11 protein-coding genes are annotated in these 15,690 nt (G+C 69.7%); 8 read left to right on the top strand and 3 right to left on the bottom strand.

The features are described 5' to 3' along the window. Positions 1–7 precede the first annotated feature (7 nt). The 4 genes from OP79_RS13165 to OP79_RS13150 all read left to right on the top strand — a co-directional run bounded on the left by OP79_RS13165 (position 8) and on the right by OP79_RS13150 (position 5,283). Complete coding sequence (locus OP79_RS13165; protein ID WP_033320299.1) at positions 8–868, top strand: 2Fe-2S iron-sulfur cluster-binding protein; 861 nt, start codon at positions 8–10, stop codon at positions 866–868. A 7-nt stretch (positions 869–875) separates the two neighbouring features. Further along, positions 876–1,730, top strand: a complete 855-nt coding sequence (gene fdhD / locus OP79_RS13160; RefSeq protein WP_033320298.1) for a formate dehydrogenase accessory sulfurtransferase FdhD — start codon at positions 876–878, stop codon at positions 1,728–1,730. 422 nt (positions 1,731–2,152) lie between these two features. Continuing rightward, positions 2,153–4,036: a sialidase family protein gene (locus OP79_RS13155; RefSeq protein WP_033320297.1), complete on the top strand. Its 1,884-nt coding sequence runs from the start codon at positions 2,153–2,155 to the stop codon at positions 4,034–4,036. Positions 4,037–4,047: 11 nt separating this feature from the next. Then, entirely contained in the window at positions 4,048–5,283 is a 1,236-nt protein-coding gene (locus OP79_RS13150; RefSeq protein WP_033320296.1) for a DUF4185 domain-containing protein, read from the top strand. Here OP79_RS13150 and OP79_RS13145 read toward each other — a convergent pair. Then, positions 5,222–6,259, bottom strand: coding sequence for a bile acid:sodium symporter family protein (locus OP79_RS13145; RefSeq protein WP_051744612.1), 1,038 nt, complete (start codon positions 6,257–6,259; stop codon positions 5,222–5,224). The genes OP79_RS13150 and OP79_RS13145 overlap by 62 nt on opposite strands. Before the next feature lie 156 nt (positions 6,260–6,415). On the opposite strand from OP79_RS13145, the gene OP79_RS13140 reads away from it, so the two are divergent. From OP79_RS13140 to OP79_RS13125, 4 genes are all read left to right on the top strand, one after another. Next, entirely contained in the window at positions 6,416–7,282 is an 867-nt protein-coding gene (locus OP79_RS13140) for a LysR substrate-binding domain-containing protein (protein WP_033320295.1), read from the top strand. A 352-nt stretch (positions 7,283–7,634) separates the two neighbouring features. Next, on the top strand, positions 7,635–9,461 hold the full coding sequence (locus OP79_RS13135; protein ID WP_033320294.1) for an AMP-dependent synthetase/ligase: 1,827 nt from the start codon (positions 7,635–7,637) through the stop codon (positions 9,459–9,461). Between the two features lie 155 nt (positions 9,462–9,616). Continuing rightward, positions 9,617–10,402 carry an aldo/keto reductase gene (locus OP79_RS13130; RefSeq protein ID WP_051744620.1) on the top strand — a complete coding sequence of 262 codons (786 nt, stop codon included), beginning with the start codon at positions 9,617–9,619 and terminating at the stop codon, positions 10,400–10,402. Positions 10,403–10,609: 207 nt separating this feature from the next. Then, positions 10,610–11,299: a glycoside hydrolase family 75 protein gene (locus tag OP79_RS13125; protein ID WP_245685303.1), complete on the top strand. Its 690-nt coding sequence runs from the start codon at positions 10,610–10,612 to the stop codon at positions 11,297–11,299. A 56-nt stretch (positions 11,300–11,355) separates the two neighbouring features. Here the strand turns inward: OP79_RS13125 and OP79_RS13120 are convergent, their stop codons facing one another. After that, on the bottom strand, positions 11,356–12,057 hold the full coding sequence (locus tag OP79_RS13120) for an SDR family oxidoreductase (RefSeq protein ID WP_033320291.1): 702 nt from the start codon (positions 12,055–12,057) through the stop codon (positions 11,356–11,358). 88 nt (positions 12,058–12,145) lie between these two features. Beyond that, complete coding sequence (locus tag OP79_RS13115; RefSeq protein WP_033320290.1) at positions 12,146–15,607, bottom strand: nSTAND1 domain-containing NTPase; 3,462 nt, start codon at positions 15,605–15,607, stop codon at positions 12,146–12,148. Positions 15,608–15,690: the final 83 nt, after the last annotated feature.

Raw genomic sequence — 15,690 nt, 5'->3', positions numbered from 1 at the left:
CCGCCGTATGACCGTGACACCGCTGGGGATTCCCCGCCGTCTGCTGGAGTTCGCCATCGACGGTGAACCGGTGCGGGCGCCCGAGGGCTCGACGATCCTCGACGCCTGCCGGTCGGCGGGCAAGGACATCCCGACCCTCTGCCAGGGCGACACCCTCACCCCCAAGAACGCCTGCCGCGTCTGCGTCGTCGAGGTCGAGGGCTCGCGCACGCTCGTCCCGGCCTGCTCCCGCAAGGCCGAGCCCGGTATGGAGGTGCGGACCGACACCGAACGAGCCCGCCACAGCCGCAAGATCGTCCTCGAACTCCTCGCCTCATCGGTCGACTTGTCGATCACACCCCAGGTCGCCGAGTGGATCAAGGAGTACGAGGCGAAACCGGACCGCTTCGGCCCGGACGCAGCCCGCCTGAACGAGGAACCGAAGATCGACAACGACCTCTACGTCCGCGACTACGACAAGTGCATCCTCTGCTACAAGTGCGTCGACGCCTGCGGCGACCAATGGCAGAACACCTTCGCAATCTCCGTCGCCGGGCGCGGCTTCGACGCCCGTATCGCGGTCGAGCACGACGCCCCGCTCACCGACTCCGCCTGCGTGTACTGCGGCAACTGCATCGAGGTGTGCCCGACGGGAGCGCTCAGCTTCAAGTCGGAGTTCGACATGCGGGCGGCGGGTACGTGGGACGAGTCGGCGCAGACGGAGACGACCACGGTGTGCGCGTACTGCGGAGTGGGCTGCAATCTGACCCTGCACGTGCAGGACAATGAGATCGTGAAGGTCACCTCGCCGCACGACAACCCGGTGACCCACGGCAATCTCTGCATCAAGGGCCGTTTCGGCTACCAGCACGTACAGAACCGGGGCTGATCAGAACATGGGACGAGTCACGGAACGACGCAAGGTGATCCGCATCCGGGACGGGGCCATATCCACCCGCCCGGACACGCTCGTCGCCGAGGAACCCCTGGAGATCCGGCTGAACGGCAAGCCGCTCGCGATCACGATGCGTACTCCGGGGGACGACTTCGCGCTGGCCGCCGGGTTCCTGGTCAGTGAGGGCGTGCTGGGCGATCAGCAAGAGCTCCAGAACATCGTGTACTGCGCGGGTGCCACGGTGGACGGCTCCAACACGTACAACATCGTCGACGTGAAGACCGCGCCCGGCGTCGTCATCCCCGACATCACTCTCGAACGCAACGTCTACACGACCTCCTCCTGCGGCCTGTGCGGCAAGGCGAGCCTCGACGCCGTCCGTACGACGGCACGGTGGGCCATCGACGACGGCGAAGCCGCCCCGGTCCGGCTCGAACCCGAGCTGCTCGCGGGTCTCCCCGACCGGCTGCGCGCGTCCCAGCGGGTCTTCGACCGGACCGGGGGCCTGCACGCGGCGGCCCTGTTCACGGAGAACGGCGAGCTGCTCGACATCCGCGAGGACGTGGGCCGGCACAACGCGGTCGACAAGCTGGTCGGCCGCGCCCTGCAGAACGGCGCGCTCCCGCTCTCCCGCACGATCCTGCTGGTCTCGGGCCGGGCCTCCTTCGAGCTCGCCCAGAAGGCGGTGATGGCGGGTATCCCGGTGCTGGCCGCGGTCTCGGCGCCCTCGTCCCTCGCGGTGGATCTGGCGGCGGAGTCGGATCTGACCCTCGTCGGCTTCCTCAGGGGCGCCTCCATGAACGTGTACGCGGGCGAACACCGGATCGCCCTGCGGACCGCGGCCGCCCAAGGCTGACCGGCTCCCCGCGACACGGCGGCGGGGCCCCGACCGGCGGGGAGCGCCCCCTGCGCCGTGATGGGGCTCCGCCTCAGTCACGCCGCGACTGGGGGCTCCGCCCCCAGACCCCCGTGTCGGCCTGGACGGCCTCGTCCTCAAACGCCGGACGGGCTGAATTTGCCTGAACCGGCGTTCGACAAGCCACCCTGATCATCTGTTGCTCCGTCAGAATGAACTCCCCCAGCCACAGCACCCGACCTCCCCCATCCGTAACCCCGGACGTTTCACAGTCGCCGCACGGGCATCCATGATCACGGAACCGGACGGAACGACCGCTGCACGCTTCTTGTGAGCCCCCTGAGAGCCCAAGTAGCCTGCGTGGCGCGCACGTTGGACGTGGGATGTCCGGATGTCCGGACGGATGAAGGGCAGGTCGCACCATGCCGTCAAGTGTTCGCGCACGTCTCAGAACCACCGTCATCGCAAGCGTCACCACCGCCGCGTTACTCGCGCTGTCGCCACAGCCGGGTCCCGACCGGGTCCAACCGGCCGCCGAAATCACCGGGTTCGAGCAGCAGGTGCTCTTCAAGGCCTCTCAGGATCCCGGATACGCGTGCTTTCGGATCCCCGCCGTCGTGAAAACGACGAAAGGCACGCTGCTCGCGTTCGCCGAAGGCCGGGTGAACGACTGCAGTGACGCCGGCGACATAGACATCGTGCTCAAGCGCTCCACGGACGGCGGGCGCACGTGGGGGCCCCTCCAGGTCGTCAACGAGGGCGGGGGCGACACCCACGGCAACCCCGCCCCGATCGTGGACCGCGAAACCGGGCGCATCCTGCTGGCGGAGACGTACAACACGGGCCGTACGGACGGTCGCAACTGCGACGTGCCGTGCGACCGCACGCCCCACATGCAGCACAGCGACGACGACGGGCTCACCTGGTCCGAGCCGCGCGACCTCAGCGACGAGATCCTGCCAGACCACTGGAACTCCTGGTACGCGACCGGGCCCGTGCACGGCATCCAGCTGAGCCGTGGCAGGCACGCGGGCCGGCTCGTCTTCGGCGTCAACGCCGAGACGTGGAACGGCAGTCGGGTCTCCGCCAACCACGCCGCGCTCATCGTCAGCGACGACGGCGGCGACAGCTGGCGGATCGGGGCAACGGACTCCTATCCGATACCGGCAGGCGGCACGTTCCGCCAGAAACCGTCCGAGATGACCATGACCGAGCGCGCCGACGGGGTGATCCTCATCAGCGGCCGCGAGCAGGACGGCACCGATCTCGGCCACCGTACGCAGACGTTCAGCCGCGACGGCGGCGACAGTTTCACCTCGCCCTTCCGTACCCAGCCGGACCTCTACACGCCCCAAGTCCAGGGTTCCAGCCTGCGGTTGGGCGACCGGATCCTGCTCGCCTGCCCCGCCGATCCGGACCGGCGCCGGACGATGATGATCCGCTCCTCGTACGACGGCGGGCGCACCTGGGACAGCGTGGACCGCGGCACGGTCGTCACGACGGACTGGTCCGGCTACTCGGACATGGTGGACATCAGCGGTGACACGGTCGGCCTGATGTACGAGGGCGGGGCCGTGGACGCGCGCGACGAGATCCGTTTCGCGCGATTCACCGAGGACTGGCTGCAACCGCGTCGCGGACCCGACCCGACCACCACCGACCTGGCCTCCCTCACGCGTCCCGCGGCGGTCCTCGGCGGCGCGCGCCCGACGGACGGCGTGTTCGGCCGGGCGATGCGGTTCGACGGCGCCGACGACGCCGTAAGGCTGCCGTATCACAGTGAACTGCCGCTGGGAACAAAGGACTTCACGGCGTCGCTGTGGTTCCGCTACACAGCCACCACCGGTGAGCAGCCACTGCTGTGGATGGGCGGGGTCGGCACCACGCAGCCGCAGGTGTGGCTGCGCGGTGAGCCCGCTTCGAACCGTCTCCAGGGGCTGATCACGGTCCGGGACGGCACGGCGGCCCCGCGGTCCGCCTCGGTCAGCACGAGTGGCGCGTACAACGACGGGCAGTGGCACCATCTGACGCTGCGTCGGGGCGGTGGGCAGCTCACGCTGTTCATCGACGGCACGCCGATCAGTACGGCGGACGTGCCGGGTTCCGTGAGCCGTAACTCGCCGTTCGGCGTGCACATCGGCCAGAAGCTGGACAATCGGGCGCATTTCGCGGGCGCGATCGATGATGTTCGCGTCTACGACCGGGCGCTCAGCGACACGGAGTTGACCGGCGTCAGGACCAGGGCTTCTGTGACGCGGGACACCGTCCTGTGGGTTCCCATGGACCGAGTGCGCGGCAGCAACTAACGTCCCGTGCCGTGCCCGACGACTCACGCGTACGACGCCATGCGGGGGCCGGGCTGGGTCTGTTCCTTGCCCTGGTCCTCGGAGCGGTGCTGCTCACCGCCTTCCCGGAGGAAGACGACGACCGGGAGGGCGCCTGCGCGCCTCGTACGGTCTCGTCCTGGGCGGCGGAGCCGGACCTCACGGGCGAGTTCGCGCGGTACGGAGACGACGCCTCGCGGGCCGACGACTGGACCGGCGGCGACGGCACCCACTCCGTGCGGCTGCCGGACGGCCGGGTGCTGTGGCTGTTCTCGGACACGTATCTGGGCAACGTGTACGGCCCGCCGAACCCGGTGGGCGAGTCGTACGCCTGGCGGGACCAGAACACGCCCCTGGTGCGGAACTCGGCCGTGGTCATGTCCGACGGCCGCCTCCAGAGCACCCTGCCCGCGCCGCTGTTCCCGGACCCGGCCCCCGGACAGTGGCGCTGGCCCGTCGCGGCCAAGGTCGAGGCCCGCTCCCCCGGGTCCTCGGACAAGGTCGTACGCGTCCTGCTGTGGACCCGTACGAACGGCACGTACCCCTGGATCTACGGCGTCCCCACCGCCACGGAGGTGGCCACGCTGTCGCTGCCCGACCTGCGGGTCGAGGGCATCGTCAAGGTCCTCGACCAGCAGCAGGTGCGGGAACCGGAGCAGCGGGTGCTGTTCGGCACGACGGCGGTGACCGAGGACGAGGACTGGACGTATGTGTTCGGCGGCGACGACGCGCAGGCCGCCTCCCGGCCGGCCTCGAAGGCGTACGTGGCGCGCGTGCCCCGCGACCGGCTGGCGGAGCCGGACGCGTGGGAGTACTGGGACGGCGGGCGGTGGTCCGCCATCTCCTCGCGGATGAAACCCGTGCTCGGAGACGGGCAGCGCAAGGGCGTGGGCAGCGCGTTCACGGTCGCACGGGACGGCGGCACCTGGGTGCTGTTCACGATGGCGGCGGGCGCCGAGGGGCTGACGACCGTCACCTCGTACTGGGCATGCTCGCCCGCCGGTCCCTGGCGCGGGCCCACCAAGGGCTTCAGCCCGCCGCTGCCCGAGCAGAAGGGGGAAGTCGCGGCGTACAACCCGCAGGTGCACCCGGCGCTCGGCGGGCGGCTCGTGCTCAGTTACGACGTCAACTGGCTGGACGCGACGGGGACCACGGCGCAGTCGAATCTCAGTCGGAACGTGTCCCTGTACCGACCGCGATTCGTGACGCTGAAGCTGGGGTCGGGCTGAGGTCCGGCTCGGGGTCGCGGGAGCGGCGCTTGGCGATCACCGCGCAGACCATGAGCTGCATCTGGTGGAAGAGCATGAGCGGCAGCACGGCCAGCGAGGCCTGCGCACCGAACAGCACGCTCGCCATGGGCAGTCCGGCTGCCAGGGACTTCTTCGATCCGGCGAACTGGATGGCGATCCGGTCCTCGCGGCTGAAGCGCAGTGCCTTCGAGCCGTACCAGGTGAGCGTGAGCATCACGGCGAGCAGCACCGCCTCGACCCCGAGCAGACCGGCCAGCCGCAACGGGCTGACCTGCTGCCAGACGCCCTGGACCATGCCTTCGCTGAACGCGGCGTAGACGACCAGGAGTATCGAGCCGCGGTCGACGAGGCCGGTGATCCGCTTGTGGCGTGTGATGAACCCCCCGATCCAGCGTTGCAACACCTGCCCTGCCGCGAACGGCACGAACAGTTGCAGCACGATCTTGAGGATCGAGTCCGCGGAGAAGCCGCCGCCGGTGCTGCCGAGGAGCGTCGCCGCGAGCAGCGGGGTGATCACGATGCCCGCGAGGGAGGAGAAGGAGCCCGCGCAGATCGCGGCGGGCACATTGCCGCGCGCGATGGACGTGAACGCGATCGACGACTGGACCGTCGAGGGCACCAGCGTCAGGAAGAGCAGTCCGATGTAGAGCGAGTGCGTCAGGAACACCGGTTCAAGGCCGCGGGCCGCCAGGCCGAGCAGCGGAAACACCACGAACGTACAGGCCAGCACGGTGACATGGAGCCGCCAGTGGCGCAGCCCGTCCAGGGCCTCGCGGGTCGACAGGCGTGCCCCGTACAGGAAGAAGAGGAGAGCGATCGCGCCCGTCGACACCCCGGACGCGACATCGGCCGCCGTCCCCCGGGCGGGCAGCAGCGCCGCGAGGCCCACCGTCCCGAGCAGGAGCAGGATGTACGGGTCGATCGGCAGCCAGGACGGCCACGTCAGGCGTTTCACGGTGCTCCGTTGCTGAGTCGGTTCTTGTACGTCGATCTGTCGGTCTGTCCGTCTGGACGCGGGATCGTGCCCTCTCCATGCTCCTCCTCCGGACCGTGATCGAGAATCCGGCATACGGCTCTGACTGTCATCACGAATCGCGATAGCCTGAGGAGCGTGTACGACCCTTCGCACCTGCGTACGTTCCTGGCCGTGGCCCAGACGCTGAGCTTCACCCAGGCCGCCCGGCGTCTCGGTCTGCGTCAGTCGACGGTCAGCCAGCATGTGCGCCGGCTGGAGAGCACGGCGGGGCGGCAGCTGTTCTCGCGGGACACCCACTCCGTGGAGCTGACGGAGGACGGCGAGGCCATGCTCGGCTTCGCGCGCCGCATCCTTGAGGCGCACGAGCAGGCGGCGGCGTTCTTCACGGGGACGCGGCTGCGCGGCCGGCTGCGCTTCGGCGCCTCCGAGGACTTCGTGCTCACGCGGCTGACCGAGATCCTGGAGGGCTTCCGGCACGACCACCCCGAGGTCGATCTGGAGCTGACGGTCGAGCTCTCGGGCACGTTGCACGAGCAACTCGCCGACGGAAAGCTCGACCTGGTCCTGGCCAAACGCCGCCCCGAGGATCCCCACGGCGAACTCGTCTGGCACGACCGCCTGGTCTGGATCGGCGCGGAACGCCTCCGCCTGGACCCCGAACGCCCAGTCCCGCTGATCGTCTACCCACCCCCCGGAATCACCCGCGCCCTGGCCCTGGAAGCCCTCGAACGCCAGGGTCGCCCCTGGCGCATCGCCTGCACCAGCGGCAGCCTGAGCGGCCTGATCGCAGCAGCCCGAGCAGGCCTGGGCGTCATGGCCCACTCCCAGGGCCTGATCCCCCCGGGCCTGGTCCGAGTCCCACCCCGAGCAGCCCTCCCCGAACTGGGCAGAGTCGACTTCGTCCTGACCCACACCAAACGCCACACACCGGCTCAGGGCTCGGCAGACGCCCTGGCGAACCGAATCCTGCAAGGCGGGGTAAGCCTGCACACCGGCCGCTGAAGCGGGCGTTCGGCCACTATGCGGGGGGCAGCCTCTATCAGCGGACGCGCGGGGAAGCGCCCCTGAAAGGGGCGCGGGGAACTGCGCGACCAGCCACAGACAACCCGCACGAGCCCACCCCCAAGGGGCACCCACCCCACCGCACACCTTCCGGAGGAGATTCCGTGGAGATTGCGAGCCGGAAACCTACGCACCCGTAAGAATTGTGTCCCGACCCACCCCATTGAAGCCGCAAATAAGCTCGTGACCAGCACATACAACACAGCGAACTGACAAGCCACCGCCACTCCCGCGGCAGCGCAACGTGGGGTAGCTTTCACGGCGCTGTGCGGAGCGCCACAAGGAGCGGGGATTGCGCGAGTTCACCAACCCTCCGTTGGCGTCGGCGCCGCCGGTGGGCGGCCTGGCCGATGCCGTCTATGACCATGCCCGGGAGGACCCGCTCTATGTCGCGCTCGGCCGCAAGGACGAGCACGGTGAGTGGCGCGATGTGACGTCCGCGGAGTTCCGCGACGAGGTGCTGGCTCTCGCCAAGGGATTGCTTGCCCAAGGCATCCGGTTCGGCGACCGGGTCGCGATCATGTCCCGTACGCGCTACGAGTGGACCCTCTTCGACTACGCCCTGTGGTCCATCGGCGCCCAGGTCGTGCCGATCTACCCCACGAGCTCGGCCGAGCAGGTCTTCTGGACGCTGCACGACTCGCAGGTGTCGGCCGCGATGGTCGAGCACGAGGACCACGCGATGACGATCGCCACCGTCATCGACCGGCTGCCGATGATGCGCCGGCTCTGGCAGCTGGACGTGGGCGCGGTGCAGGAGCTGTACGAGGCGGGCGCGCACCTCGACGACGAGGTGGTGCACCGGCACCGGCGCGCGGTCACACCCGAGTCGATCGCGACGATCATCTACACCTCGGGAACCACCGGCCGCCCCAAGGGCTGTGTCATCACGCACGGCAACTTCATGTTCGAGTCGGACACGGCCATCGAGCGCTGGGAGCCGCTGTTCCACTCGAAGAAGGGCGACCAGGCGGCCACGCTGCTGTTCCTGCCGCTGGCGCATGTCTTCGGGCGGATGGTGCAGGTCGCCGCCATCCGCGGCCGGGTCAAGTTCGGACACCAGCCGCAGCTCAACGCGGCAGCCCTGCTGCCCGATCTGGCAGCCTTCCAGCCGACGTTCTTCCTCGCGGTGCCGTACATCTTCGAGAAGGTCTTCAACGCGGCACGCAGGAAGGCCGAGCGGGAGGGCAAGGCGGGTCCGTTCGAGAAGGCCGTCGAGGTCGCCGTGCGGTACGCGGACGCCGTGGAGGCGAAGGCCTGGGGCATCGGGCCCGGCCCCTCGGCGGCCCTGCGGGTGCAGCACCAGCTCTTCGACAAACTCGTCTACTCCAAGATCCGCGAGGCGATGGGCGGCCGGATGAAGCACGCCATGTCCGGCGGTTCGGCGATGGACCGGCGGCTCGGGCTGTTCTTCGCGGGCGCGGGCGTCCAGATCTACGAGGGGTACGGCCTCACCGAGACCACCGCCGCGGCGACCGCCAACCCGCCCGAGCGCACCCGGTACGGCACCGTGGGGCAGCCGTTCCCCGGCACCACCGTGCACATCGCGGACGACGGCGAGATCTGGCTGCGCGGCCCCAACGTCTTCCAGGGCTACCTCAACGACCCCAAGTCCACCGACGCGGCCCTGCACGACGGCTGGCTGGCCACGGGTGACCTGGGCTCGCTCGACGAGGACGGCTATCTCACGATCACCGGGCGCAAGAAGGAGATCCTGGTGACGTCCGGTGGCAAGAGCGTCTCGCCCGCGCAGCTGGAGGAGCGGGTACGGGACCATCCGCTGGTCGCGCAGTGCATCCTCGTCGGCAACGACCGGCCGTACATCGCGGCGCTCGTCACGCTGGACGGGGAGGCCGTCGAGCACTGGCTCCAGATGCACGACAAGCCGAAGCTGACCCCGGCCGAGCTGGTGCGCGACCCGGATCTGGAGACCGAGGTGCGCCGGGCGGTGGTGGCGGCGAACACACTGGTGTCGCAGGCCGAATCGATCCGTACGTTCCGGATACTCGCCCACCAGTTCACCGAGGAGCACGGGCTGTTGACGCCTTCGCTGAAGCTGAAGCGGAAGGCGATCGAGAAGGCGTACGCCTCCGAAGTCGAGGCGCTGTACAGGGCGTAGACGGGGCGTAGTTCACGTCACACGAGATGGGACGGAATGTGGGACAGGAATGACTGACGGCCTGTGATCGTTGATGATGGGATACCAACCGACGACTGAAGGATCGAGAGCTCGTGAGCAAGGTCCCCCCGATCATCCTGAACAACGGCGTCGAGATGCCGCAGCTGGGTTTCGGTGTCTGGCAGATCCCGGACGACGAGGCGGAGCAGGCGGTCACCACCGCTCTGGAGGCCGGGTACCGCAGCGTCGACACCGCCGCCGCCTACGGCAACGAGAAGGGCACGGGCAAGGCTCTGGGCGCCTCCGGCATCGCCCGCGAGGACCTCTTCGTCACCACCAAGCTCTGGAACAGCGACCAGGGTTACGACTCGACGCTGCGCGCCTTCGACACGTCCCTGGCCAAACTCGGCCTCGACTACGTGGATCTGTATCTGATCCACTGGCCGATGCCGGCCAAGGACAAGTACGTGGACACGTACAAGGCGTTCGAGAAGCTGCTGGCCGACGGCCGCGTCAAGTCGATCGGCGTCTCCAACTTCTTTCCTGAGCACCTGGACCGGCTGATCGAGGCGACGTCCGTCATCCCGGCCGTCAACCAGATCGAGCTGCACCCGCACCTGCAGCAGCTCGCCTCGCGTGAGTACCACGCGGAGCAGGGCATCGCCACCGAGGCATGGTCGCCGCTCGGCCAGGGCAAGGGCCTCCTGGAGGTCCCGGCGATCGTGGCCATCGCCCAGAAGCACGGCCGTACGCCCGCGCAGATCGTCCTGCGCTGGCACATCCAGCTCGGCAACGTGGTGATCCCCAAGTCCGTGACCCCGTCCCGGATCAAGGAGAACATCGAGGTCTTCGACTTCTCCCTCGACACCGAGGACATCGCCGCGATCAGCGCCCTCAACGAGGACCGCCGCATCGGTCCGGACCCGGCAACCCTCAACTGACCGCATATCCCTGACCCGTTGGAAGCCGCCGCCCGATGCACCGCACTTGGGCGGCGGCTTCCGGCCTGAGTCGGGCCGTACGCCACGTACTCGACAAGTAGTAACGCTCCGCCGTGCGGCCTAAAACCGGGCGCGGCTTCCTCGCCACCTGGTTCAGGGTCGGTCAGGGTCGTCCGGAAGCGACTCCCCAGGCAGAAGGGCCCCACAGTGCGTATGCGAACGCAGACCCTCGCCGTTGCCGCCGGAGCCGCGCTGCTCGCCGCCGGGGCGCTCCCTGCCGGCGCGACCGACAGCCCCACCAGGGCACGGGAGGGCACGGTCGGTGCGGCCGACCTGCTGGCCGAGGTGGCGTCCTGCTCACGGATCTCGGACGGCCTGTACCGCACCGACGAGAAGGCCTCGCCCTCCGTCCCCGTCTGCGGCAAGGAGGGCGCGGTGTTCTGGAAGGCCGACATGGACATCACCTGCGACGGTCAGGTCACCGCCCGGTGCAACCGCGGCATCGACCCGTGGTTCCACCCCGGCACGGCCTTCTCCCAGTCCGACGGCAGCCCGCTGATCTCCGAGACGCTGCCGTACGTCGTCGTGCCCGGCCCCAGCTACACCTGGAACTACGCGGACGCCGGCATCAGGGGCGGCAGCGTGGTCGCCGTCATCCACGACGACCAGGTCCAGTACGCCGTCGTCGGCGACACCGGTCCCACGAACATCATCGGCGAGGCCTCGTACGCCACTGCCGAGGCCCTCGGCATCGATCCGGAGCCCTCCACCGGCGGTACGGGCTCGGGAGTGACGTACATCCTCTTCACCGGCTCACGGGTCTCCCCCATCGAGAGCCACGGCGCGGCAGTGTCCCTCGGCGAGTCGCTGGCGAAGCAGTTCCTCCAGAACAACTGAGCAGGCGGCAGGCTCGGGCTCGGCACCGCGGCGGTGCCGAGCCGGGCGGCCGCGGCTCAGACCGGCTGGCCGATCGGCCGCACGACCACGGTGTTCACATCCACACCGCTCGGCTGCCGGATCGCCCAGACGATCGACTCCGCGATCTGGTCGGAGGTGAGCAGATGTCCGGGCGGCAGGCTGCCGTAGTCGTCCCAGAACGGTGTTTCCACCCGGCCGGGCGCGATGAGCGTCACGCCCACGCCGTACTCGGTCACCTGCCGCCGGGTGTTCTCGGCGAGCCCGGTCACGGCCCACTTGGTCGCCCCGTAGATGTTGCCGGGCGTGTGGACGAACCCGGCGACGCTGCCCACGAGCACGATCCGCCCCCGTGTCTCCTTCAGTTGGTCGATCGACGCCCGGATGAGCAGCGCGGGGCCGAGCACATTGGTCAGCACCATGTCCCGCCATCCGGCCGGATCGCCCTCGGTGACGGAGTCGTGCGTGGCGAAGCCGGCGTTGGCGACGACGGTGTCGAGCCGTCCGAACTCCTTCACCGTCGCCTCGACGGCCGCCTGGACGTGGTCGTAGTCGGCCGCGTCTCCGGTGATGGTCAACAAGCCGTCGGGATTGCCGAGTTGGTCCGCGAATCCCCGCAAGCGCTCCGCCCCGCGCCCCGTCACCGTCACCCGGTGCCCGGCGTCGAGCAGCTGCCGTGCCGCCGCCGCGCCGATCCCGCTGCCGCCGCCGGTGATCAGTGCCACTGGTAAGTCAGTCATACGTTCCCCCAAGCCGTGTGTCACGAATGGCCCGGAGTCCATCACTTGGAGCGCACTCGATGTCAACACATGCAGGCAGGCACCTTCGTCAGCACGTCCGCCGGTAGGGCACATCGGGCAGATACGTACGCCACTCCTCCTCGGTCGCGCCGCCGTCCGCCCGAGAGCACGCGACCGCGGCGGCCCGCTCCGGTTCCAACGGGTAGTCCCGCGTGGGCAGATGGGGTGCGGCGACCCTCAATTCCCCGTTGTCCGGCGTGAATCCGACCGCGATGACCGGCCCCTCCCCGACCGGGACGGATGCGGGCGACAGTCGGGGAGAGGCGGTCTCCCATACGCGTACGGAACCGCCCTCGTCCCCTGCCGCGAGCAGCGAGCCGTCGGCCGAGAAGGCGAGCACGGGTGGCTCCATCGCGTCGCCGGTGTCGACAAGCACGGCGATACGGTGCCGGCCGCGGGCGTCCCACAGGGAGATCCACCCGTTGTCGGCCGCGACGGCCAAGTAACGCCCGTCCGGGCTGAAAGCCGCCGTCATCACCATGTCCTCACCCCGAACCGCCTTGCTCCTCCGGTCCGTCGGCACATCGATCAACCTGCCGTTTTTGGTGAGGATCCGGCGTCCGGTGGGAGAAATGGCAGCCGCCCCCATCTGTGGCGTCCCCACCGTCCAGCTCCGCGGCCGGTCTCCCCTGCGCCGGACCTCGATACCGCGTTTCGTGGTGAGGGCAGTGAAGGCCGTGCCGTCCCGGGCCACCACCCGAGCCTCCTCCGGCGACCCCGGGGACGTCAGCTTCCCGTTCGGGTCGAACGCCGCGTGGGTGAGGGGTTTCTGACGCCACGCCACGTCATTGACGAGACCGTCGAGTGAGAACGTACGGACACTGTCGGTCTGGCCACCCTCGCGGTAGCGCAGCACGGCGTCCTCCGTGTCCAGCCGGTACTCGCTCATAGTGCGGCTGGACACGGGGAAGGTGATGAGCGGTTCGTCCGGACGGTCGGTGCGCCAGACGGCGAAGGCCTCGCCGTCCCACGTCACGGCGTACTCACCGCTCGGGTCGGAGCGGACACTCGCCGCCCATTCGGCGTCCAGCGGCAGCGGCTTGCGCTCGCGTCCCTCATGGAAGTCCCAGGTGTGGATGCCGTCCTGACTCCCGAAAGCCACGGCCCGGCTGTCGGGAGCGAAGTCGAACTCGTTGGCCGTGCAAAGGCGTTGCTCGATTCGGCGCGGCCAGTTGGGCTTGACGCGGCGGCCGGTGACGATGTCGTGGATCTCCAGTCGGGAGTCCTCACGGGTGCACCAGGCGACGAGCCGGTCGTCCGGACTCACCACCGGCGCCGGACCGCTGTCCTCCGCCCGCCCGTACGTGAAGAGGACCTTCTGCCGCCGCACGTCCCAGACCTGGATCCGTGCGCGGTTCTCGCCCAGCGGCCGCCTGTCGAAGAACAGTCGGCCGCTGGGCGAGAACCCTCCGTCGACATCGGCCGAGTCCCCGATCGGCAGCCGTCGTGGAGAGCTCCCTCCTCTCAAGTCCCTGATAATGAGGTTCTGTTCGTTCCGGTATGCGATCGAGCGTGCGTCCGCGGTCACGTCCACGACATCTCGCGACAGCCCGGGCACCTTCATCGACCGGGTCTTGCGCTCCTTGCGTATGTCCCACTGGACCACCCGGTCGCGCGAGACCGTGGTGAGGACGCGGCCGTCCCCGCTGAGCCACGAGGGAGCGTTCAGCGTCAGTTCCTCGGGCAGGGTGTACGCCGCCTGTTCGCGCTGGCCCGCCGTCGCCCGCACCGCCGCCCGCGTCTCCGGCAGGTCCGCGAGCCGCCAGGCCGCGACGGACAGGCGCATCGCGGTACGCGGGTCGGTCGCCCGCAACTCCCCCGCCACGTCGGCGATCCGGCGCGCCTCGGCCTCGTCGCGCTGCCGGGCGTTCGTGCCGCTCTGACGCCAGGCGGTCAGGCCGGCCACGACGGCGAGGCAGAGCAGCACGGCCAGCGCGACCGTGAGGGTGCGCAGTCGCCGGGTGGTACGGGCGGCCGCGCGCACCCCACGCTCGTACGCCTCGATGCTCGCGGTCAGGAAGTCGCGTTCCAGCGGGCTCAGGCACGTCAGGTCGGTGAAGGTCTCGCGGGCCGCCGTGAGCCGGGTGCCGCGGTACAACGCGCCTGGGTCTCGGGCGAGTTCGGCCCAGGCTTGGGCCGATTCGGTCAGTCGCCGGTGCTGCCGCAGCCGCTCCCGGTCCTCGTCGATCCAGCTCTTCAGGCGTGGCCAGCCGTCGATCAGCGCCTCGTGGGCAAGTTCATAGACGGTGCTGTCCGTGCCGTCGACCGTCAACAGGCGGGCGCGGACGAGGCGTTCGAGGACGTGCTCCGTGGCGGGGTCGCCGGCGAGTTCGGCGCGGTCGACCGGGCGGCGGGTGTCGGAGGTGCCGTCGCCCGGCGACACCATGCGCAGCAACAGCGCCCGGGCGGCGGTGGCTTCGGCGGGCGTGAAAGAGCCGTGGACCTCTTCGGCAGTGTGCGCGACGGCACCGCGTACGCCCCCGATCGCGTCGTACGCCGCCTCGGTCAGCGTCTTGCCCGAGCGCCGTCGCCATACCTCGCGCAGGGCGTGCGCCATCAGCGGCAGCCCACCCGGTTCCCCTGCCACGTCGGCCGCGATCCGGGCGGTCAGGGCGCGTTCGACGACGAGCCGGGCGGTGGCGGCGGGCCGGACGATCGCCTCGCGCAGGCGGTCCGGCGGCATGGGGCCGATGAGGAGGTTCGCGTCGGTCAGGGCCTCGGCGAGGGGGCCGTGTTCGGCGCAGCGACCGTAGAAGTCGGCACGGACGGCCAGGATCACGCGGAGTCGGCTGTCCGGGTCCCGCACGGTGAGCAGTTGGTCGAGGAACGCGGACCGTTCGGCCGGGTCGTGGCAGAGCGAGAACACCTCCTCGAACTGGTCGACCACGAGCAGCGTGTCCCCGGCTCTCTGCTCTCCATCGCCGTCATGCGGTGTGAGGAGGGTGCGGTGGGTGCGCGCGGGCCGGTCGCCGGGGGTGAGGACGCGGATGGCAGCGAGAGCGGGGCCCTTGCCTTCCCTCAGGGCGGGTATCAGTCCGGCACGCAGAAGTGAGGACTTGCCGCTGCCGGAGGCGCCGATGACGGCCAGGATCCGTCGCCTGCCGGTCAGTTCGAGCAGTTCGGCGATCAGTTCGTCGCGGCCGTGGAACGGATACCGCTCGTCCGTCTCGAAGCGGGTGAGACCCGGATACGGTGCCTCCCCGTTCTGTGGCGTACGGCTGTCAGCCTCCTCGGCGAGCGCCTCGCCCCAGCGGCGCTCCCATTTCTCCGGGTCGCCTCCGCATGCGGTGACGAAGGCGTGGAGCACGGGCAGCGAGGGCAGCCGGTCGCCGGTCGCCGCGGCGGAGAGCGTCGGTGCCGAGTAGGGGGCGCCCCGGGCCATGTCCCGGTAGGTGGGTCCGCCTGCCTCTTCGCGGAGCTTGCGCAGTTCGTACGCGAACCGCTGCACGGGCCCCGCGGCCGGGTCCAGTGGTTTCTCTCGGCGCCCCATCGGTGTCTCCCCCGTCCCGCCGGTCACGGCCGACTCCCCAAACTAGCAAGCGGGCGGCGCCCGTTGATAAGCGTCCGAACTGG

The organism is Streptomyces yerevanensis, from assembly GCF_000716805.1.
GTDB lineage: Bacteria > Actinomycetota > Actinomycetes > Streptomycetales > Streptomycetaceae > Streptomyces > Streptomyces flaveus.
The sequence above is the reverse complement of the archived record's forward strand: the minus strand, read 5'-3'. Positions and strand labels throughout refer to the sequence as shown.